Genomic DNA, 21681 nt, shown 5'->3' on the forward strand with positions numbered 1-21681 from the left:
GATGGAGACGTTATTATGTTACCTGTTTCTGACGACCCGAGTATTCACCGTGTCCCGATTCCTTGTGCTTTTTGTCGCTTTCATCGCCTGCTCGTCCCACGCCGACGTGCGTGTGCTGACCAGTATCAAACCGCTGCAGCAGATTGCCGCCGCCGTGCAGGACGGGGTCGGCAGCCCTGAAGTGCTGCTGCCGCCTGGCGCTTCGCCGCACCATTATGCCCTGCGCCCGTCCGATGTGCGCCGGGTCGGCGATGCCGACCTGCTGTACTGGATTGGCCCGGACATGGAGAACTTCCTGCCACGGGTGCTGGGTAGCCGTAGCAAGCCGACCGTCGCCGTGCAGTCGCTGGAGGGGATGAAGCTGCGTCACTTCGGCGAGGACAGCCATTCCCATGAAGGAGAAGACCACGACGATCACGACCATGACCATCGCCCTGGCAGCCTGGACGCGCATTTGTGGTTGTCGTCGGTAAACGCCCGGGTCATTGCAGCGAAGATGGCAGCGGACCTGGCGGCGGCGGACCCGGCCAATGCTGCGCGCTATCAGAGCAACCTGAAGGCCTTCACTGAACGCCTTGATGGCCTGGATGCACGGATCAAGTCGCGAGTCGTGCCCATCGCCGACAAGCCGTACTTCGTGTTCCACGAAGCGTTCGATTACTTCGAGTCGGCTTATGGGTTGAAGCATACCGGCGTGTTCAGCGTGGCGGCCGAGGTGCAGCCGGGGGCGCAGCATGTCGCGGCGATGCGCAAGCGGTTGCTGGAAGTGGGCAAGACCTGTGTGTTCAGTGAGCCGCCGATCAGGCCGCGTTTGGCTGAAACGCTGACGGCGGGGTTGCCGGTGCGGTTGGCGGAGCTGGATGCGTTGGGTGGCACGGATCCTGTGGATGCCAAGGGGTATGAGCGGTTGCTGGATAAGCTGGGTAATGATCTGGTGGGGTGTCTGGAGCAGCTCTAAACACTTGCCGGCCTCATCGCGGATGAATCCGCTCCTACAGGTTCACCCCGTAGGAGCGGATTCATCCGCGAAGATGCCGCCGCGGTTACAAGGCGAACGGCAAGTGCAGCGCCACCTGCTGGCGCTGCGCCAGGCGCACCTCGAACTCGCTCGGGTCATGGATCATCACATCCATCCCGGCAAACGATTCGGCCGCGATCAAGCGCGACAGCCAGAACCGCACGCACCCTACCCGCAACATTTCCGGCCACAGTTCGGCCTCGGCGGCGGTGAACGGCCGCAGCGCCGCGTAGGCCGCCAGCAGTGCCTGGGCGCGGGGCACATCGATCGCGCCGTGTTCATCCAGGCACCAGTCGTTCACGGTGATGGCGATGTCATACAACATTGGCCCCGAGCAGGCGTTGTAGAAATCGATCACGCCAGTCAGGTGAGTGCCTTCGAACATCACGTTGTCACGGAACAGGTCGGCGTGCAGGTTGGCCCGTGGCAAGGCCAGGATCTGCGCCTTGTGCGCGGTGATCTCGGCCAGCGCCGGCTGCAGCAGCGCGGCCTGCTCGGCGCTCAGGCGCGGCATCAGCTCGGCGCCGGACGCCAGCATCCAGTCCAGGCCGCGGTCGGTCTTGCGTTCGATGACCTTGTCGCGGGTGGCCAGGTGAATGTGCGCCAGCAGCTCGCCGACCTGGGCGCAGTGCTGGTTGTTCGGCGCCTTGATGTGCTTGCCCGACAGCCGCGGTTGCAGCAGCGCCGGCTTGCCGCACAGCTCGCGCAGGCCATTGCCGTCGCGGTCGCGAATGGCGTACGGCACCGGCATGTCGGCGGCGTGCAAGGTGTCGAGCAGCTCGATGAAGAACGGCATGTCCTCGCTGGGCCCGCGCTCGATCAGCGTCAGCACGAACTCCCCCTGTTCGAGGCTGACGAAGAAGTTGCTGTTCTCGGTGCCGGCGGCGATGCCCTGGAAGTCGAGCAGACGGCCCAGCTGATAGGGCGCCAGAAAGGTTTCCAGCTCAGGCCGGGTCACGGGGGTGAAGACTGACATGATGAAAAAATGCCCATACGGGCACTTCCGCCGGGAAGTGCCGGGTTGATGTGAACGGTGCGCGTCAGATTACCACTCGAAGATCTTCCAGGACGGGATCAACATGTCCGGTTGGTCGGAACGAATGAAATTGCCATCGGAGCCATCGGCGCGTACCAGAAAATAAGGCTTGCCGTTTTTCGGCGTGATCTTGATCGCATACAGGAAGCCGTTCTGCCGGTATTCCTGGATGGTTTTATCGCCTTCCGTGCGAATGGTCACCTCGGGATCTGCCGAGGGGGCGTCTTCCGCCGCCAGGGTGACGACAGGCATGGTTGCCAACAGGCCGAGCAGTAACAGGCGATTGAGTGTACGCATGATAACCTTGTCCCTTTGTCGTCATTGATCCGGCTATTCTAGCTCCGGACCCGCCGAAAAGGTTGATTCTGCTCATGAGCCAAGCGCCCCTCGTCCTGGTGGACGGTTCCTCCTACCTCTACCGCGCCTTCCACGCGCTGCCGCCGCTGACCACTTCCAAGGGCATGCCCACCGGCGCGGTCAAGGGTGTGCTGAACATGCTCAAGAGCCTGCGCAAGCAATACCCCGACAGCCTGTTCGCGGTGGTTTTCGACGCCAAGGGCGGCACCTTCCGCGATGCGATGTTCGCCGAGTACAAGGCCAACCGCCCGAGCATGCCCGATGACCTGCGGGTGCAGGTCGAGCCGCTGCATGCCAGCGTCAAGGCGCTGGGCTACCCGCTGCTGTGCGTCGAGGGCGTCGAGGCCGATGACGTGATCGGCACCCTGGCCCGCAGCAGCGCGGCCCAGGGCCGGCCGGTGATCATCTCAACCGGTGACAAGGACATGGCGCAGTTGGTCGACGGCCACGTCACCCTGGTCAACACCATGACCGGCAGCGTGCTGGACGTGGCGGGCGTGCACGAGAAATTCGGCGTCGGCCCGGAACACATCATCGACTTCCTTGCCCTGATGGGCGACAAGGTCGACAACATTCCAGGCGTGCCGGGGGTGGGCGAGAAAACCGCAGTCGGCCTGCTGACCGGCATCGGCGGTGGGCTAAGCGACCTGTACGCCAACCTCGACAAGGTACCGACGCTGGCCATTCGTGGCGCCAAGACGTTGCCTGCCAAACTCGAAGAGCACCGCGATGCGGCGTTCATGTCCTACGAGCTGGCGACCATCAAATGCGATGTGCCGCTGGATGTCGAAGTGGACGCGCTGGTGTGTGGCGAGCCGGACCGCGAGGCGCTGATGGCGCTGTACACCGAAATGGAGTTCAAGAGCTGGATCGCCGACGTGCAACGAGACGCCGCCAGGGCCGGCGCTGAAGTTGCGCCGGTTGACGAGCCTGTGGAAAAGGTCGAGCCGAAGTACGAGACCATCTTCGACCAGGCGCGCTTCGATGCTTGGCTGGAGAAGCTGCGCCAGGCGCCGCTGTTCGCCTTCGACACCGAGACCACCAGCCTGGATGCGCAAAAGGCGCAGCTGGTTGGCCTGTCGTTCGCGGTTGAACCGCATGAAGCGGCCTACGTGCCGCTGGCCCACGATTATGAAGGTGCACCCGTTCAGCTGGATCGCGATGCCGTGCTGCTGGCATTGAAACCGCTGCTGGAAGACCCGGCCAAGGCCAAGGTTGGGCAGAACGCCAAGTACGACATCAACATCCTCGCCAATGGCTCGCCATCCATCAATATGCAGGGCGTGGCTTTCGACACCATGCTTGAGTCATACGTGCTCAACTCCACCGCCACCCGTCACGACATGGACAGCCTGGCGCAGAAGTACCTCGACCATGCCACCATCTCGTTCGAGGACATCGCCGGCAAGGGCGCCAAGCAGCTGACCTTCAACCAGATTCACCTGGACAAGGCCGGCCCTTACGCCGCCGAAGATGCCGACATCACCCTGCGCCTGCACCAGGCGTTGCAGGCGCGCCTGGCCACGACGCCGAGCGTGCAGCCGGTGCTGATGGACATCGAGATGCCACTGGTGCCGGTGCTGGCCAGGATCGAGCGCCAGGGTGCGCTGGTCGATGCCGCCTTGCTGCAGGTGCAGAGCGGTGAGCTGGGCGTGAAGATGGCCGAACTGGAAAAGCGCGCCTACGAGCTGGCCGGTGAAGAATTCAACCTCGGCTCGCCCAAGCAACTGGGCGCCATCCTCTACGACAAGCTGGGCATGCCGGTACTGAGCAAGACCGCCAAGGGCCAGCCGTCCACCGCCGAAGCCGTGCTCGACGACTTGGCCCTGCAAGGCTACCCGCTGCCCGAAGTGCTGATGCAATACCGCAGCCTGAGCAAGCTCAAGAGCACCTACACCGATAAGTTGCCGGGGCAGATCAACCCACGCACCGGGCGCATCCACACCTCTTATCAGCAGGCCGTGGCGGCCACCGGGCGTTTGTCGTCGAGCGACCCGAACCTGCAGAACATCCCGATTCGTACCGCCGAGGGCCGGCGGATTCGCCAGGCCTTCGTCGCCAGCCCAGGCTACAAATTGCTGGCGGCGGACTATTCGCAGATCGAGCTGCGCATCATGGCCCACCTGGCCAAGGATGAAGGCCTGTTGCATGCCTTCCGCAACGACCTGGACGTGCACCGCGCCACGGCGGCGGAAGTGTTCGGCGTGGCCCTTGAAGCGGTCACCACCGACCAGCGCCGCAGCGCCAAGGCCATCAACTTCGGCTTGATCTACGGCATGAGCGCGTTCGGCCTGGCCAAGCAGATCGGTGTCGACCGCAAGCAATCGCAGGACTATATCGACCGTTACTTCGCCCGCTACCCAGGCGTGCTGGCCTATATGGAACGCACCCGCGCCCAGGCCGCCGAGCAGGGCTTCGTCGAAACGCTGTTCGGCCGCCGCCTGTACCTGCCGGACATCAATGCCAAGAACCCGGCCCTGCGCAAAGGCGCCGAACGCACGGCGATCAACGCGCCGATGCAGGGCACCGCCGCCGACATCATCAAGCGGGCGATGGTCAGCGTCGACAACTGGCTGAGCGCGAGCGGGCTGGATGCTCGGGTGATCCTGCAGGTGCACGATGAACTGGTGCTGGAAGTGCGCGAAGACTTGCTGGAGCAGGTGAAAGATGAAATTCGTGGGCACATGAGCAGCGCCGCGCAACTGGATGTGCCGCTGCTGGTCGAAGTAGGTGTTGGTTCGAATTGGGATGAAGCTCACTAATTGAGCTGAGAAACCTGTGTAGGATCCGGGTTGTAGTGATGCGGATCCTGGCATGGCTCGATGCCATTAGTTCCGAGGTTTCATGAAACTATCGCAAATAGTTTTGAGGGCGTCGGAACTAAACCGGTGAAACGGAACTCAGAGTAACTGAATGGCTGGTGAAGCCTTTCGATGCTCCTATGTTGTGTTAAGTGTTGGCAGATACCTGGACCCCGCCCTAGCGGTCCAGACTTGGACCCCGAACTTCCCCCTCCCCATACGAAGTCCGGGGTTTTTTTTGCCCGCAATTTGACCCTGGGCCTGCAGGCAAGCCCAGGGGTATGGGTCAGCCTTTACTCAGCAGGCTTGTCTTCCAGTTCCATCCAGCCCGCCAGCACGCGGTAGGCCTCTTCCAGCCCTTGGCGTTTAGGCGCCGAGAACAGCTGGATGGTTGCAGCGTCGCCCCAACCTTTGCGGATTTCCGACTGCACCTTGAGCAAGGTGTTCTTGCCCGCGCCGTGGGTCAGTTTGTCGGCCTTGGTCAGCAGGATGTGCATGGGCATGCGGCTGGCCTTGGCCCAGTCGAGCATCATCTTGTCGAAATCGGTCATCGGGTGGCGCACATCCATCATCAGGATCACGCCGCGCAGGCACTCACGGCCGCCCAGGTAGGCCTCCAGGTGCTTCTGCCAGTGTTGCTTGAGCGGGATCGGGACTTTTGCATATCCGTAGCCCGGCAGGTCGACCAAACGCCGTTCATCGTCCAGACTGAAGAAATTCAACAGCTGGGTGCGCCCTGGAGTTTTCGAGGTACGCGCCAGGCTGGCATGAGTCAGGGTGTTGAGGGCGCTGGATTTGCCGGCGTTGGAACGGCCGGCGAAGGCCACCTCGTAACCCTGGTCTTCCGGGCATTGTTCGACCTTGGCAGCGCTGAGGGCGAATGTGGCTTTCTGGCAGAGGCCGAGGATGGGGTTCTTGACTTGCATGGGATATCCGATGTGGGTGTTGCCAAAGCCTAGGCCAGGCGGTGTCGTTTCCGTTTGGTTGGCGGAAGTATATAATGCCCCAGTTTTTGTGTGCCCATTCTCCCAGCGAAGGAGAACGGGCATGGGGTGCCGAACTATAGCTTGCGCATCAGAACGCAGCGCGTCCCCCAACCCTGTCAGGTCGTTCCGCATGGCGAAATGGCTGCTAGCTGTCGGTATGTTCCTGCCGTTTTTCAGCGCACAGGCTACACAGGATCCCGAGGCGTTGTACAACCGCACGTGTGCGGCCTGTCACGCCGGGCAGTTGCCACAGGCACCCAAGCGGGGTGACCGGGCAGCTTGGGAGCCAAGGCTGGCGCAAGGCATGGAGGTACTCATGGCGCATGTGACTCAGGGTTTCAAGGCTATGCCGCCGCGTGGATTGTGCATGGACTGCAGTGCCGAGGACTACCGTTTGGTCATCCTTTGGATGAGCGGCAGTCCCGATACATAACATTTCACCCTTAGCCGTGTTGGATTAGCTGATGAACAAACTAGTCGTGAGTCTGCTGTTGACCTTGGGTGTCGCAGGTGCGGCCACTGCTGCGGAGCCCATCAAAGGCGACGCCGCCGCCGGCCAAGCCAAGACCGCCGTCTGTGGTGCCTGCCACAACCCCGACGGCAATAGCCTGGCACCGAATTTCCCGAAACTGGCCGGCCAGGGCCAGCGCTATCTGTTGAAACAACTGCACGAAATCAAGGACGGCAAGCGTGTCGTGCTGGAAATGACCGGCATGCTGACCGCCTTCAACGATCAGGACCTGGCCGACATCGCTGCTTATTTCTCAAGCCAGAAAGGCAGTGTCGGCGCCGCTGACCCCAAACTCGTCGAACGTGGCCGGGCATTGTTCAACGGCGGCGACCTGGAAAAGGGCCTGCCCGCTTGCACCGGTTGCCACTCGCCCAATGGCGGCGGCATCGCCCTGGCCGGCTTCCCGCACCTGGGTGGTCAGCACTCGCAGTACGTGACCAAGCAGCTCACGGACTTCCGCGAAGGCAACCGCACCAACGACGGCGACGCCATGACCATGCGCACCATTGCCGGCAAGCTCAGCAACCACGACATCGAAGCGTTGGCCAGTTACATCCAGGGCCTGCATTAACATTCGGTTAATGCAGCAACGCTAATGATGAAAGGGCGGCGCGGGCCGCCCTTTTTTCTGTCCGCTGCCGTTACACTACAGAACTCGGGCCCTTCCCGACCTGTCTCAATACAGGTCGTGTCGAGGCGACCAATGACTGCTCAGGAGTAAAGCATGCGTAAACTGATTCTCAGCGCTGCGCTGGTCGCCGCCAGCGTATTCGGTATGGCCGCCGTTCAGGCCGCAGAGCCTGCCACGGCTGGCAAGGAATACCTCGAGCTGAGCAACCCCGTTCCGGTATCCGTACCCGGCAAGATCGAAGTGGTCGAGCTGTTCTGGTACGGCTGCCCTCACTGCTATCACTTCGAGCCAGTGATCAACCCATGGGTTGAAAAACTGCCGAAGGACGTCAATTTCAAACGCGTGCCTGCCATGTTCGGCGGCCCGTGGGATGCCCACGGCCAGATGTTCCTGACCCTCGAAGCCATGGGCGTCGAGCACAAGGTGCATGCGGCAGTGTTCGATGCCATCCAGAACCAGCGCAAGCGCCTGACCGACCCTCAGGACATGGCCGACTTCCTCGCCACCCAGGGTGTCGACAAGGACAAGTTCCTCGCTACCTTCAACTCGTTCGCCATCAAGGGCCAGGTCAACCAGGCCAAGGAGCTGGCCAAGAAGTATGAAATCACTGGCGTACCGAGCATGGTCGTCAACGGCAAGTACCGCTTCGACCTGGGCACCGCCCAAGGTCCGGAAGGCGTGCTGAACGTCGCCGACCAGTTGATCGAGAAGGAGCGCGCCGCTAAGTAAGCGGCGCACCCCATGCCTCGCTTCAGAACCGCGCGTGGCATTGGCCTGCACCAGCCGCAGGTCAACGAGCATCATCTGCAGGCCAACGGCCTGCCGGAAGATGGTCGCCTGCGGCTGCTCAGCTTCAATATTCAGGTCGGCATCAGTACCGAGCGCTACCGGCATTACCTGACCCGCAGTTGGCAGCATCTGCTGCCACACACCGGGCGTGCCGGTAATCTGCAGAAGATCGGCGACCTGCTCAACGACTTCGACCTGGTGGCCCTGCAGGAAGCCGATGGCGGCAGCTTGCGCTCAGGGTTCGTCAACCAAGTGGAACACCTGGCCCAGCTGGGGGGCTTCCCCTACTGGTACCAGCAGCTCAACCGCAACCTCGGGCGTTTCGCCCAGCACAGCAATGGCGTGCTCAGCCGCCTAAAGCCGCACCTCCTTGAAGATCACCCGCTCCCCGGCCCTTCCGGTCGTGGTGCGATTCTGGTGCGTTTCGGCGAGGGCGAGGATGCGCTGATCGTGGTCATGATGCACCTGGCGCTGGGTGCCAAGACTCGCGCCCGCCAGTTGGCCTATATTCGCGAGCTGATCGGCGGCTACCGCCATCAGGTGCTGATGGGCGACATGAACACCCATGCCAACGACCTGCTCGACCATTCTCCCCTCCGCGATCTCGGCCTGATCGCACCCCAGGTCGAAGCCACCTTCCCCAGCTGGCGCCCGCAGCGCTGCCTGGACCATATTCTGCTCAGCCCAAGCCTGACCCTGGAACGGGTCGAAGTGCTGGCACAGCCGATATCCGACCATCTTCCGGTCGCAGTCGAGATCCGATTGCCTGATGCATTGACTGTGGATACGCTGCCGGTCTTGAGATAGATCAGTAAGTGCGCACGTGGCTCTCAAGTGTTCGAGCCGTTCGCCGACAGCGTTTCATTACAGCCCAATAATCAGATGCATCACCCGTCGCGGATCCAGGCATGACCGAAGAAGCCGAGCGCTGGAAAGAAAAATACCTTAAAAGCATCGAACAGCAGGAAAAGCTCGAAAGACGCTGGGAAGCGCGCCTCGACCTGCTGCGCCGAGGCCTGGTCCGCAGTAGCCTGGCCGCTGAAGGCAGCGACAAGGCAGTGGATGCGTGCATGAAGGAAATGCGCGACGTCATCCGCAGCGACAGCATGGACGCCGGCCTTGCCGGGCTGATCCCACGCCTGGAAAAAGCCGTGCTCGATTCAGAGCAGCGCCGCGAAACGCGCATGAATCAGGTCAGTGATGCGCTGACGGCGCTGGTTACCCAGCTACAAGGTTTGCCGCTGCCCGGCGAGGTTTCGCGGCCTTTGAAGAAGCTTGCGAAAAAACTCGACGGCGGGGTCAGCCAGTCACGCGAGCTGCCGCCGCTGCTGGGTGAGCTTAGCGGCCTGCAGGGCCGTGCGCTGTCATCGCTGAGCAAGCCGGATGAACACGCCAAGCCGGGTATCCTGCAGCGGTTGTTCGGTCATCGTGACAACGAACCTCAAGCTGAAACTGACTCGGCACCTGCACCCTTACCCATTATTCCCCCAGCCGAGCCGCAACCTTTGCAGGAAGGTCCCGTGCTGGTGGATTTGCCGCCACGGGATATCGACGAGCTGCGCCCACTGGCAGAGCCTGTAGCTGCGCAGCCTGAGCAAGAGGTGCCAGAGCGCCTCGCAGTCGACCAGGCGCCAGATGTCGAACCCGAGCCGCCAGCACATGAGGCCGCGCAGGCCCAAGCAGTCGAAACGGCATCGACAACTGCCGAGCCGCCGCCCTTGGAAGAAACCTTCGGCGAGGACGGCCCCTATTCACTCCCTGACGCCGTCGAACCACCTTACAGCCAGGTGGCCGCACACATCGAGCAGACCCTGATCGGCCTGCTCGACGACCTCAGCCTGCCAGAGCGGCACAAGGCCCAAGCCCTGGAGATGCGCGAGCGGGTGGCACGCGGGCTGAACTGGTACGAGCTGATCCCGGTCCTCGATGACCTGGCCGTGCTCATGCTGGCGATTACCGACAGCGGTCAACACGAATTCGAGACCTACCTGCAACAGCTCAACGAACGCCTGGAAAGCTTCCAGAGCCACCTGCATGAAGCCAGCGCCGGCCATGCTGATAACAGCACGGCTGCCCGCGAGCTGGACAACCAGCTGCGTGAACAGGTCGACGGGCTGCAAAGCAGCGTGCAGGGTGCAGCCGATGTCGACAGCCTCAAGCACATCCTGGAAAACCGCCTGGAAGGCTTGCTGGGCACGATGGACGAGCACCAGCATGCGCGAGACCGCCGCGAGCAGGAGCTTGCCGGGCGCCTGCAAGGGCTGGCCGAACGGGTAGCGAGCATGGAGCAGGAGGCTTTGGGTTATCGCGAACACCTGGAAGAGCAACGGCAAAAAGCATTGATCGACCCGCTCACCGGCCTGCCCAATCGCGCGGCGTGGACCGAGCAGGTTGACCGCGAGATGCTCGACTGGCAGGAGCACGGCGGCCATCTGGCGATGGCCATAATCGACCTGGATCATTTCAAGCGCATCAACGACAGCTACGGCCATCTGGCGGGCGACAAGGTGTTGAAGATCGTTGCCGATCAGTTGCGCAAGCGCCTGCGGGCGCGTGACTTCATTGCCCGGTTTGGGGGCGAGGAGTTTGTCCTGTTATTGCCGCAGACCTCACCCGCTGCGGCGGCCCAGGTCGCCGAAGTACTGCGCGCGGCCATCGAAGCCTGTCCCTTCCACTTCAAGGGTGAGCGCGTGGTCATTACCGCCTCCATCGGCCTGAGCACCTTCCGCTCGGGCGAACGCGGCGATCAGGTACTCAAGCGTGCAGATGCGGCGCTGTATCGCGCCAAGGACCAAGGCCGCAACCGGGTGGAACTGGCATAACTATCTACCACACCCCTGAATGACAGGAGGCCGAGACTGGCACCAGGCTGTTGACCTTTCATCAGCCTTGCCATCGAGCCACTGATTCAGGAGTTGAAAATGAATAAATGGGTATTGCCATTGATGATCGGCCTGACGTTCCAGGCCAGTGCCATGGCCAATGATGTCCTGTGGACTGCGCATATCAGTGCTGACGGCGAGGTTCTGCGAGCTTCGCCGAACTGGATCGAAAAAGTGAAGCACACGGGGCAAGACAATTACTTCAGCCAATACAAAGTGCTGTTCAACAAGGACATCGTCAATCAGAACCCCGGTTTCTGCTCGGCCTCGGCCATTGATGGCAGCAGTGAGCAACGCTTACTGCACGGGCAAGCCAGGATCATTGGCGTGCCAACCGTTGACCGTGGCGTCACGGTCAATACGCAACTGGTCGACGTCGATGGGCCCAGCGGAAACAATTCGATGGAATTTCTCTTGATGTGCACGCGCTGAGTCGTTGTTAAAACCGGATCGTCTGAAAGGGGCTCGTTATACTGTTGCCATCCCGGCTACTTCACTTCGACGTGTCCCTTTCGATGAAAACCTTATTCACAGCGCTATTACTGCTCACCCTGACCGGTTGCTCCACGGGCCTGCGCATCGACCGCAGCCACCCTTCGGCCAACCAGGACGAGCGCATCCAGTTCGTCGTCCTGCATTACACCAATGCCTCACTTGAGCGCTCCCTGGCGCTGCTTACCCATGGCGAAGTCAGTAGCCACTACCTGATTGGCGACGGCCCGGCCACGGTCTATCAACTGGTCGATGAAAGCCGGCGTGCCTGGCATGCCGGTGACAGCCAATGGCAAGGGCGTACCTGGCTGAACTCCAGCTCCATCGGTATCGAAATCGTCAACCCGGGCTTCGACACCACGCCCAATGGCCGAGTCTGGTATCCGTACAGCGAAGCGCAAGTCCAGTCGTTGATCGCGTTGCTCAAGGACATCGTCAAACGTAACAACATCGATCCGCGCCACATCATTGGCCACAGCGATATCGCGCCGCTGCGCAAACTCGACCCCGGCCCGTTGTTCCCCTGGAAGCGCCTGGCCGACGCTGGGCTGGGAATCTGGCCAGAAGCCAATGCCGTCGCGCGCCAGCAAGCCTACTTCGAGGTCAACCCGCCCACCATCGGTTGGTATCAGCAGGAGCTGGCACGTTTCGGCTACGCCATCGAGCAAACCGGCCAACTCGATGTTGCCACCCGTCATGTGATCGCGGCGTTCCAGATGCGCTTCCGACCCCAACGCTTCGACGGTACGCCAGATGCGCAAACGGCGGCCATGCTCCAGGTACTGAACCGCATGCGCTGATTTTCGGCGGGTTCACTCGCTCCGCCAAACGGGCAGGCTAATTCGCATTCCAGTTGCTATACCTTGTAGATCAACTGGATGCTGCCCATGTCGGCCCTGATAACCGCATTGCGCCAATTTTTATACCGTCCCTGGATGCTGGCCTCATTGGCAGCGTTGGCCAGCGCCGCTGTGTTGCTGACCGCCAGCATCGGCATCGCCCTGCAACAAATGAAGCAGAGCGAGAGTGCGCAGATGAATGCCCAGGGCGAGCGCTTCCTTGATCGCCTTGAGCAGGTGTTCGGCCAGTTGCGCGAGGGGGTGGATGACCTGCAGGCGCAGCCGCTGCGGGGTTGCAGCCCGGCAATGTTGGCGTTGTTGCAGCAGGTGGGTCTGGGTTCACGCTTCATTTATGAAGCGGCGTATGTCGACGCTAATGTCGCCTGCTCCAACCGAGGCGGAGCGAGGGCCTTCGTGCCTACGCGGGCTCCGGATATCCAAGGGCCGACCTACAGTTACTGGCTCAACACCACCACCGAACCGAACGAAAACCTCGCCGCGCTGATGCTCGCCCGCGGCAACTTTCTGGTGTCTACCTCGCGCGGGCATCTGACCGATGTGGTCGACCTGCCACCCGGTGGCAGCCTGTTGGTCGTGCTCGATAACGGTACCCGGGCGATTCCTGTGCTGGGGCCGCCGCAAACCTGGCCACCGGCCAACAACTGGTCACCCTCCAGTACCACCTTCCTGTACGAACTGCATGACCGGCTTGTCTACCGCATGCCAACCAAGTCGCCGGATTACCAGCTGGTGCTGATCGCTCCGCGTGCCAGTTTGCCGTTGCGCATGAACGGCATGCTCTGGCTGCTGTTCCCCGGGAGCGTTCTGGCGGCCTGTTGTATTGGTTGGCTGGTGCTGCAGTTGATCCTGCAGCGGCGCTCGATGAGTTCGGAACTGCAGAACGCCCTGCGGCGTGGCGAACTGCAGGTGCTCTATCAGCCGATCATCGAACTCGACAGCCGACGCTGCGTGGGTGCCGAAGCACTGGTGCGCTGGCGGCGGCCGGATGGCACGCTGACCAGCCCGGACCTGTTCATCCCGCTGGCGGAAAATACCGGTCAGATTCGCCAGATCACCGACTTCGTTCTGCAGCGCGTGCTGGAGCAGCTGGGTCAGCTTCTGCGCTCGCACCGCAACCTGTACATCTCGGTGAACCTGGCCGCCTGCGACGTGATGGTCCCGCGCATAGGCCGGGTGGCGGCGCGGTTGTTGGCGTTGCACCGGGTGGCGGCCAGCCAGATCGCCTTCGAAGTGACCGAACGCGGGCTGATCGATGTGGTGGTGGCCCGCGACAATCTGCAGGCTTTGCGTTCAGTGGGGCATCAGGTGCTGATCGACGATTTTGGCACCGGCTATTGCAGCCTGGCTTATCTGCAGACCCTGCCGGTGGACTGCCTGAAGATCGACAAGGCCTTCATCGACGCGCTGGGCCACGATGCCGCCAGCAGCGGCGTGGCTCCGCACATCATCCGCATGGCCCACGACCTGCATCTGCGGGTGATTGCCGAAGGCATCGAATGCGAGGCGCAGGCTGTGCTGCTCAACAGCGAGGGCGTCAATTATGGCCAGGGTTGGCTGTTCGCCCATCCCCTCAATGCGCGGCAGTTCGTCGAGTTGGTAACGCGCGGGCGGCAGGTGCGGCGCCAGCGCATCGATGATGAGCCTTGAGCAACTTTCAGGGCAGCGCATACCCCTGTGGGAGCGGCTTTAGCCGCGAAGCGTGCGACGCGGTGGATGGCACCGGCTTCGCCGGTTTTCGCGGCTAAAGCCGCTCCCACAGGGACCCATGCAGTTCAAGTAATCAATCAAACCGGCAATGCCATATAGAACTGAGTGCCCTCCCCTGGCCGGGAAACGACACCCATACGGCCACCGTGCAGTTGAACGATTTCCTTGCACAGTGCCAATCCGAGCCCAGCCCCGCCTTTCTTGCGCCCAACCTGCACGAAGGGTTCGAAAATCCGCCCCTGCTGCCCATAGGCAATGCCTTCGCCGTTGTCCTCGACACTGACGATCACCCGCTCCGCATGGCGCCGAGCATGCAGGCGAATTCGCCCGCCGCTGGGCGTATGGCGAATGGCGTTGTGCAGCAGGTTATCGAGCACGCGGTCGAGTTGGGCCAAATCGGCCTGTATCCGTGGCAACGGAGGTTCCAGCGCCTTGATCAGCTCGATCTGTTTGTTCGCTGCCTGCTCACCGAATCGCACCTGGGCGCGTTCGAGCAATTCGTCGATGGCGCAGGGCGCAAGTTCGAGCTTCTGCAGGCCACTCTGATAGCGCGAGAAGTTGAGCAGGTCATTGATCAACTGGGTGAGGCGCTGCATTTCTTCGCCAATGGTATCCAGCAGGTCGTTCTCTCGTGTCTCGGCCGGGAACTTCACGCGTTCGCGCAACAAGCCGAAGGCCATGTGCATGCCGGTGACCGGTGTACGCAGCTCGTGCGAGGCACGCAGCACGAACTCGCTGCGTACGCGTTCGAACGCGCGCTGCTCGGTGACATCGTGCAGCACCATCACCGCACCCAGGATCGGCCCTTGCGGGTGGCTGACCGGGGTCAGGCTGTAAGTCAGCAGGCGGGACTCTTCATCGACCTCGATGCTCAGGTCGTCGGGCGGACGGTCCAGGTTGCCGCCCCGCAGTACCTGGCGCAGCTGTTGCTCCAGCTCCGGGCGCTGCAAGGCTTCGGCAAGGCCGGTACCGACCCGGCTGTTACTCCAGCCAAGCTGGCGTTGGGCAACCGGGTTGAGGTGTTCGAGGTGCCCTTGGCGGTCGATGATCAGCAGGCCGTCGTCGATGCTGTCGAGTACCGCTTGCAGGCGCTGCTGGCCTGCCAGCAGTTCATCGACATTGGTGGCCTGGTGTTTGCGCAGGGCGTCGGCCATCAGCCCGAAGCGGCGGGTGAGCTGGTTGAGTTCGATGGCTTGGGTCACCGGCAAGGTGACATCGAAGTCGCCTCGGCCGAGTTGATCCGCGGCCTTGGCCAGTGCCTCGATGGGGTGGCCGAAACGCCGGGCGATGTTGTGGGCGGTGATGAAACCGAGCACCAATACCACCAGGCCCATCAGCCCCAGCAACCCGCTGACCAGTAAAGCACGGTCGCGGCTGTGTTCTTCGCTACGGGTGATGTGGTCGAGGGCCTGTTTGTGCGAGTCGATCAAGTCGGTGCGAACTTGATTGAAGGCAGCGCCCAGTGGCTGGTCGACGCCCATGCTGCGGGCCGGCGCAGGGCTGTCGCGGTAGGCCTGCAGGAAGGTCTGGTAGTTGCTGCTGGCCTTGCTGAGGCCTGTACGCTCGCCGCCGCGCTCCAGGCCTTGATTGAGCTGAGTCTGGAAATTGTCCTGCAGCGTTCTCAAGTTTTCAGGCGCGGTGTCCTCGTCGAGCATCAGGGTCAGCTGCTCACCGAGGTTCTGCCGCAGTTTGAGGCCAATTTCCAAGGCGTGGGTGGTTTCGCGCACCGACTGTTGCTGCACGGTGGCCATCTGCAGCACGCTGAACAGGCCTAACATCAGGCCCAGCAAGGCGACCGTCACCAGCGCCGAAATGCTGAGAAAAAGCCGCGTGCGCAGCTTCATTTGCCATCTCATAGGTTGTACTGCTTACGCTTGCGATACAGGGTCGAGGCATCGATGCCCAGGGTCTTGGCGGCCTGGTCGAGGGTGTCGCTGGCCGCCAGCACGGCGCCGATGTGCGCGCGCTCCAGTTCATCCAGGCTCAGCGCCGCGCCCACCCGAGGTGCGTTGCCGGCAGGCTGTTCGCCCATGCCCAGGTGGGTGATCTCCACGCGTTCCTGCGGGCAGATGATGCTGGCGCGCTCGATCACGTTGCGCAGCTCGCGGATGTTGCCCGGCCAGCGGTAATTGAGCAGCGCCGCCCGGGCCTCTTCGCTGAAGCCTCGGGCCGGCCGCGAGTACTCTTTGACGAAGCGGGCGAGGAAACGGTCGGCCAGGGTCAGGATGTCTTCACTGCGCTCGCGCAGCGGCGGCAGGTGCAGGGTGATGACATTGAGGCGGTACAGCAGGTCTTCACGGAAGCGGCTTTCACGCACCATCTCTTCGAGGTTGAGGTTGGTCGCTGCGAGGATGCGTACGTCGGCGCGGCGGGTCACCGGGTCGCCGACCCGCTCGTACTCTTTATCCTGGATGAAGCGCAGCAGCTTGGGCTGCAAGGCCAGAGGGAAGTCGCCGATTTCGTCGAGGAACAACGTACCGCCATCGGCCTGGCTGACGCGCCCCAAGGTGCTCTCGCTGGCGCCGGTAAAGGCGCCGCGGGTGTGGCCGAACAGCTCGCTTTCCATCAATTCGGCGTTCAGCGACGGGCAGTTGATGGTCACGCACGCCTTGCGCGCGCGCTTGCTCCAGCTGTGAATGGCGCGGGCCAGTTCGCCCTTACCCGTACCCGATTCACCGAGGATGAGGATGTTGGCGTCGGTGGTGGCCACCTGGCGGGCGGTCTCCAGCACCACCATCATCGCCGGGCTGTGCGAGTCGAGGCCGTCCTTGGGCTTGCGGACTTCACCTTCCAGGGCTTCCAGGCGTGCCGACAGTTGGCGCACCTCAAGCTGCTTGGCGGTGGCCAGGCGCAGCTGGTCGGGGCTGCAGGGTTTGACCAGGTAATCGGCGGCACCCGCCTGGATGGCATCGACCGCCGTATCGATCGCCGAATGCGCGGTGACAATCACCACGCGCATCCACGGTGCCTGGATCCGCATCTGGGCCAGCACATCCAGGCCGTTGTCTTCGCCCAGGCGCAGGTCGAGGAAGCACAGGTCGAATACCTGGCGCTGCAGCAAGGCTTCCGCCTGCGCGGCACTGTTGGCCGTGGCCACACTGTAGCCTTCGTCTTCGAGGCAGTAGCGGAAGGTGCGCAGGATCGCGGACTCGTCATCCACCAGCAGAATGCGGCCTTGGTTGTCCTGGGCTGATTCCATTTGCTGCGCTCCTTAGGGGGTGGGTCTTCGTTTAGTGTGGGAAAAATCGGGCAAGTTGCATGGTCAATTCTGAAGGATTCTGTCCTTTGCATGCTAGCCAATGGCCAAACATCGCCATGACCCTGTGATTTTTCGATGATTTTCTTAGAGCGCCGGGGTGGCACATTGGTTGCGACTATTTTCAGATTTTGCCTACAAAAGGAGTGCTGTCATGCCATTCCCCATTCGAACGGCCATGTTGACCATCAGCCTGCTGTCCGTTTGCGCACCTGCATTGGCCGATCCAGTTGCGGACGCACGCCTGGAAGGTTCTTTGCAAACGGCATTGTCGCTTAATCGGATGCTCAACCCGTTTCGCATTGAGGTCGAAGTCGTTGATCAGCGGGCACGCCTGAGCGGTGAAGTGGAAAACGAGGTCGAGCGGCAATTGGCGGAGCACGTGGCCCAGGCCACACGAGGCATCGAACAGGTCGACAATCAGTTGCGCGTCAACGCTGGCCTGGTCGAGCGCCCGCTCGAGCTGCGCGCCTACGCCCAACGTCTTGAGGATGCCACGCTGGCTGCGGTCATCCGCGCGCGCCTGCTCTGGAGCCGCACCACGGAAAAAGCGCCTATCGAAGTGCAGAGCAGTGACGGCGTGGTGACCCTGCGCGGCAAGGTGGACAGCGCCGAGGCCAAGGAACTCGCAGGTGTGGTGGCGCGCACCACCGATGGCGTGCACCTGGTCAACAACCTGGTCAGCCTGGACACCGCCGCCATGGCCAAGGCCCGGGAAAACCCGGTCGGTGCGCCCACAGGGCCGCAGCCCAGTGACAGCTGGGTGGTCGACAAGATCCAGAACAGCTTCCGCTTCAGCCGCAACCTCGATGGCTTGAACATCAAGGTCGCCAGTAGCGAGGGGATGGTCCGGCTGTCAGGTGAGGTGGTCAGCAGCGAGCAGAAAACCATCGCCGTGGAGATCGCCCGGCAAATCATCGGCGTGCGGGGCGTGGATGCCGACTTACTCAAGGTGGCGACCAAGGTCGAAGGTTGAGTCGTGCATTTCGCACGACGCCAAGGAGGGCATCGTGCAGGATACGTCCATGGCGGGTTAACGATTTTTGCGTAAGTAGCTGATTTATAACGATTTTATTGAATTGTTAAAGCTGGCATGCAGGCTGCAATTACCTGTTCAGGTTTGAATAGAAAAATTACAGCAGGAGAAGCCGGCATGAACCGCCCATCCGTCAACCGCTCACAAGCCGCCGCACTGCCCCTGCGCCAGTTCCTCTTGCTTGGAATGGCGCTGCTGCTGACTTTGGCCGCAGGCCTCTTTTATTACAGCTGGCAGACCGCACGACTGACCGAGCAGGTTGCAGCGCAGACCGCGCTGCTGACGCAGATTCAGGCGAGCCGTGCCAACACATTGGTGAGGGCAGCCGAACCGCTGCCTTCGGCCAACACTTCGCCGGCCACCGTTGAAAACGTCGCACCTCAGCAACGCTGGGTGTTCTAGGACGCTGCCGTTCGACACCGACCGGATCGATTTCAAAAAAGAAAGGAGAAGCATCATGCTGAGTTGGGCTATCACTTTCCTCATCATCGCCATCATTGCCGCTGTATTGGGCTTCGGTGGTATCGCTGGCGCCGCTACGGGTATCGCGAAGATCCTGTTCATTGTCTTCCTGGTCCTGTTCGTAGCCTCCTTCTTCTTCGGACGCGGTCGAGGTTGAACATGAGCAGGAAGCTTTGCAAAGCCATCGCCGCCGGCCTGCTGTTGGCCGGTAGCGCGGCGGCAATGGCGGCCAATGACGGCCAGGTCCGGGTTGACCAACTGCTTGGCTCGGACCCTGAGTATCGGGAAACCTGGCAGGACGCGATCAAAGGCGAGGAACGCCTGCCCGACTGGGTGATCAATCTGACGGGCAGCGCTCAGGAACAGATGTCGGCGGTGACCGAAGATGGGGATAAATACCTGGTCGGTCCGCTGTGCGAGTCTCAGGACAAGTGCACCTACAAGCGCCTTATCGTGGCGTTCAGTTGGGACAAGGATGACGCTTACGGGATGCTTGTGGAGGTCCCCGAAGGCCTGCCGAGTGACAAGTCGCCAACCCGCCACGCGCAGTACCGTTGGCTGGGTGAGCCGGATGACGGCATGAAGGCCATGTTGCAAGAGCAACTCAAGCGCGACCCGAAGTGGTACTGAGCCTTACGGACCGATGGTCGCGCACTGTCACGAAATAGAAGCGGAACCTTTCTATATTTCTCGCTTCTATGATGCGCCGCCCCGAGGAGGGGCAGCACATGACCAAGGGGCCGGGCTGTTCTGATTGTTGCAGGATCGGAGTGGCCTAGGGGTACAGGGAGTGCCTCCAGGATTGGGCCGGGTCAGGAAAGGCAGAATCGGAAGTATCAGGTCAGGTGGGTGTTTCGCACAGCAACCTGGCCTGGCTTCCGAGGTGCCATCTTCGCTTTAACATCCCACCTTTCAAGAAATGTCCCTTGAGACACATTTTGTCTCGACCGTACATCAACTTTTTTTCGTCCAATCCAACGCTGGCGCAAGTGGCATTTCAGCCATTCGGATTGTCGAACAAGCCATCCCCAGAGCCTTTTGAACACGGCCAAATCTGCCTAAAACTGGCGCTTTGGTCTTGTTCGGGATTCCGAACGTTATAAATCAATGACTTGCGAGTGCCTCATTTTGACGCAGATCAGTATGCCTGATCGGCATAGGGTATACGCTTCCGGCATTAGATTTCATCCTTTGCCATCGCAATAGTTGCCGCCTTTTCGCTGGCCCGAGCGCCCTGTCGCTCGCTCGCGGTGTCCTTACATGAGGTCTCCGGACGGAAGCCCAAAGCTCCCCGTGACGTTGCCAACGGCTCTGTTACGCGCTTTTCCGGTCGGTGCCCGTGACCACTAGAACAAAGGGTAAAGACATGAAGAAGGCAAAACTGAGCCTCGCCTGGCAGATCGTCATCGGTCTGGTCCTGGGCGTTGCAATCGGCGCGCTACTGAACCATTTCAGTGCGGAGAAGGCCTGGTGGATCAGTAACGTCCTCCAACCCGCCGGTGACATCTTCATTCGCCTGATCAAGATGATCGTCGTCCCGATCGTGATTTCGTCGCTGATCGTGGGCATCGCCGGGGTAGGCGACGCGAAGAAACTGGGCAGCATTGGCCTGAAGACCATCATCTACTTCGAGGTGGTGACCACCATCGCCATCGTCGTCGGCCTGGTGTTGGCCAACCTGTTCCACCCGGGTGCCGGCATCGACATGAGTACCTTGGGTACCGTCGACATCTCCAAGTACCAGGCAACCGCTGCGGAAGTGCAGCATGAGCACGCGTTCATCGAGACCCTGCTCAACCTGATCCCATCGAACATCTTCGCAGCGCTGATGCGCGGTGAAATGCTGCCGATCATCTTCTTCTCGGTGCTGTTCGGCCTGGGCCTGTCGAGCCTGCAGGCCGACCTGCGCGAGCCGCTGGTGCGTACCTTCCAGGGCGTGTCGGAAACCATGTTCAAGGTCACTCACATGATCATGAACTACGCCCCGATCGGCGTGTTCGCCCTGATCGCCGTGACCGTCGCCAACTTCGGCTTCAGCTCGCTGCTGCCACTGGCCAAGCTGGTCTTGCTGGTGTACTTCGCCATCGCCTTCTTCGCCTTCATGGTGCTGGGCCTGGTTGCGCGCCTGTTCGGCTTCTCGGTGATCAAGATCATGCGCATCATGAAAGATGAGCTGATCCTCGCCTACTCCACCTCCAGCTCCGAAACCGTGCTGCCGCGCGTGATCGAGAAGATGGAAAAGTACGGTGCGCCGAAGTCGATCTGCTCGTTCGTGGTGCCGACCGGTTACTCGTTCAACCTCGACGGCTCGACCCTGTACCAGAGCATCGCGGCGATCTTCATCGCCCAGCTGTACGGCATCGACCTGTCCTGGAGCCAGCAGCTGCTGCTGGTGCTGACCCTGATGGTCACCTCCAAGGGTATTGCCGGTGTACCGGGCGTATCGTTCGTGGTGCTGCTGGCAACCCTGGGCAGCGTAGGCATCCCGCTGGAAGGCCTGGCCTTCATCGCCGGTGTCGACCGCATCATGGACATGGCGCGTACCGCCCTGAACGTGATCGGCAACGCCCTGGCGGCCCTGGTGATCGCCCGTTGGGAAGGCATGTACGACGCTGCCAAAGGCGAGAAGTACTACGCCTCGCTGATGGCGGACAAGAAGCAAGCGGCCGTGGTTGGCGAAACCGCCAAGCGCTGAGCCTGACCTGCTGAACAAAAAACCCCGACTCGTCGGGGTTTTTTGTTGTCTGTGGGAGCGGCTTTAGCCGCGAAGCAGGCGACGCGCTGGATTGCACCGGCTTTGCCGGTGTTCGCGGCTGAAGCCGCTCCCACGGGGTTATCGGCAAGTTGAGGGATCTCC

General features: G+C 61.6%; 19 protein-coding genes and 1 pseudogene. 15 read left to right on the forward strand and 5 right to left on the reverse strand.

Annotated features, from left to right (window positions below; all coding sequences use genetic code 11):
• The first annotated feature begins 1 nt into the window (after position 1).
• Positions 2-958 (forward strand): zinc ABC transporter substrate-binding protein, encoded by a 957-nt coding sequence (locus ACIQUF_RS14320; RefSeq protein WP_403132415.1) that lies wholly within the window; start codon positions 2-4, stop codon positions 956-958.
• Between the two features lie 85 nt (positions 959-1043).
• Here ACIQUF_RS14320 and ACIQUF_RS14325 read toward each other — a convergent pair whose 3' ends face one another.
• Complete coding sequence (locus ACIQUF_RS14325) at positions 1044-1994, reverse strand: homoserine kinase (RefSeq protein ID WP_403132417.1); 951 nt, start codon at positions 1992-1994, stop codon at positions 1044-1046.
• A gap of 69 nt (positions 1995-2063) precedes the next feature.
• A complete protein-coding gene (locus ACIQUF_RS14330; RefSeq protein ID WP_015268476.1) occupies positions 2064-2351 on the reverse strand; it encodes a DUF2782 domain-containing protein in 288 nt (95 codons plus the stop codon).
• Between the two features lie 74 nt (positions 2352-2425).
• Between ACIQUF_RS14330 and polA the strand changes: the two genes are divergently transcribed.
• On the forward strand, positions 2426-5173 hold the full coding sequence (polA, locus tag ACIQUF_RS14335) for a DNA polymerase I (protein ID WP_403132420.1): 2748 nt from the start codon (positions 2426-2428) through the stop codon (positions 5171-5173).
• A gap of 332 nt (positions 5174-5505) precedes the next feature.
• Here polA and yihA read toward each other — a convergent pair whose 3' ends face one another.
• Positions 5506-6138: a ribosome biogenesis GTP-binding protein YihA/YsxC gene (gene yihA / locus ACIQUF_RS14340; RefSeq protein ID WP_403132423.1), complete on the reverse strand. Its 633-nt coding sequence runs from the start codon at positions 6136-6138 to the stop codon at positions 5506-5508.
• 190 nt (positions 6139-6328) lie between these two features.
• Here yihA and ACIQUF_RS14345 point away from each other — a divergent pair, with 190 nt between their 5' ends.
• The 8 genes and pseudogenes from ACIQUF_RS14345 to ACIQUF_RS14380 all read left to right on the forward strand — a co-directional run bounded on the left by ACIQUF_RS14345 (position 6329) and on the right by ACIQUF_RS14380 (position 14010).
• Positions 6329-6631, forward strand: coding sequence for a c-type cytochrome (locus ACIQUF_RS14345; protein ID WP_400802562.1), 303 nt, complete (start codon positions 6329-6331; stop codon positions 6629-6631).
• A 31-nt stretch (positions 6632-6662) separates the two neighbouring features.
• A complete protein-coding gene (locus ACIQUF_RS14350) occupies positions 6663-7280 on the forward strand; it encodes a c-type cytochrome (protein WP_403132425.1) in 618 nt (205 codons plus the stop codon).
• Positions 7281-7433: 153 nt separating this feature from the next.
• A complete protein-coding gene (gene dsbA, locus ACIQUF_RS14355; protein WP_400802560.1) occupies positions 7434-8069 on the forward strand; it encodes a thiol:disulfide interchange protein DsbA in 636 nt (211 codons plus the stop codon).
• Positions 8070-8103: 34 nt separating this feature from the next.
• Positions 8104-8936, forward strand: a pseudogene (locus ACIQUF_RS14360) (endonuclease/exonuclease/phosphatase family protein).
• A 101-nt stretch (positions 8937-9037) separates the two neighbouring features.
• Positions 9038-10951 carry a GGDEF domain-containing protein gene (locus ACIQUF_RS14365; RefSeq protein WP_403132427.1) on the forward strand — a complete coding sequence of 638 codons (1914 nt, stop codon included), beginning with the start codon at positions 9038-9040 and terminating at the stop codon, positions 10949-10951.
• 99 nt (positions 10952-11050) lie between these two features.
• Entirely contained in the window at positions 11051-11443 is a 393-nt protein-coding gene (locus tag ACIQUF_RS14370; RefSeq protein WP_403132430.1) for a hypothetical protein, read from the forward strand.
• 83 nt (positions 11444-11526) lie between these two features.
• Complete coding sequence (locus ACIQUF_RS14375; protein ID WP_403132432.1) at positions 11527-12303, forward strand: N-acetylmuramoyl-L-alanine amidase; 777 nt, start codon at positions 11527-11529, stop codon at positions 12301-12303.
• 87 nt (positions 12304-12390) lie between these two features.
• Positions 12391-14010, forward strand: a complete 1620-nt coding sequence (locus ACIQUF_RS14380; RefSeq protein WP_403132433.1) for an EAL domain-containing protein — start codon at positions 12391-12393, stop codon at positions 14008-14010.
• Between the two features lie 137 nt (positions 14011-14147).
• Here the strand turns inward: ACIQUF_RS14380 and ACIQUF_RS14385 are convergent, their stop codons facing one another.
• Positions 14148-15926 (reverse strand): KinB sensor domain-containing domain, encoded by a 1779-nt coding sequence (locus tag ACIQUF_RS14385; RefSeq protein ID WP_403132435.1) that lies wholly within the window; start codon positions 15924-15926, stop codon positions 14148-14150.
• Entirely contained in the window at positions 15923-17269 is a 1347-nt protein-coding gene (gene algB / locus ACIQUF_RS14390) for a sigma-54-dependent response regulator transcription factor AlgB (RefSeq protein ID WP_403132437.1), read from the reverse strand. Before algB ends, ACIQUF_RS14385 begins: the two co-directional genes overlap by 4 nt.
• A gap of 211 nt (positions 17270-17480) precedes the next feature.
• On the opposite strand from algB, the gene ACIQUF_RS14395 reads away from it, so the two are divergent.
• From ACIQUF_RS14395 to gltP, 5 genes are all read left to right on the forward strand, one after another.
• A complete protein-coding gene (locus tag ACIQUF_RS14395; protein WP_403132439.1) occupies positions 17481-18302 on the forward strand; it encodes a BON domain-containing protein in 822 nt (273 codons plus the stop codon).
• A 177-nt stretch (positions 18303-18479) separates the two neighbouring features.
• Positions 18480-18764: a hypothetical protein gene (locus ACIQUF_RS14400; protein ID WP_403132440.1), complete on the forward strand. Its 285-nt coding sequence runs from the start codon at positions 18480-18482 to the stop codon at positions 18762-18764.
• A 55-nt stretch (positions 18765-18819) separates the two neighbouring features.
• Complete coding sequence (locus tag ACIQUF_RS14405) at positions 18820-18981, forward strand: DUF1328 domain-containing protein (protein ID WP_008092060.1); 162 nt, start codon at positions 18820-18822, stop codon at positions 18979-18981.
• 2 nt (positions 18982-18983) lie between these two features.
• Complete coding sequence (locus tag ACIQUF_RS14410; protein ID WP_403132443.1) at positions 18984-19454, forward strand: inhibitor of vertebrate lysozyme family protein; 471 nt, start codon at positions 18984-18986, stop codon at positions 19452-19454.
• A 736-nt stretch (positions 19455-20190) separates the two neighbouring features.
• Positions 20191-21519 (forward strand): glutamate/aspartate:proton symporter GltP, encoded by a 1329-nt coding sequence (gene gltP, locus ACIQUF_RS14415; RefSeq protein ID WP_400802542.1) that lies wholly within the window; start codon positions 20191-20193, stop codon positions 21517-21519.
• Positions 21520-21681 lie beyond the last annotated feature (162 nt).

Origin of the sequence: Pseudomonas sp. NPDC090233 (assembly GCF_044772285.1) — a bacterium.
In the GTDB taxonomy this organism is placed as follows: domain Bacteria; phylum Pseudomonadota; class Gammaproteobacteria; order Pseudomonadales; family Pseudomonadaceae; genus Aquipseudomonas.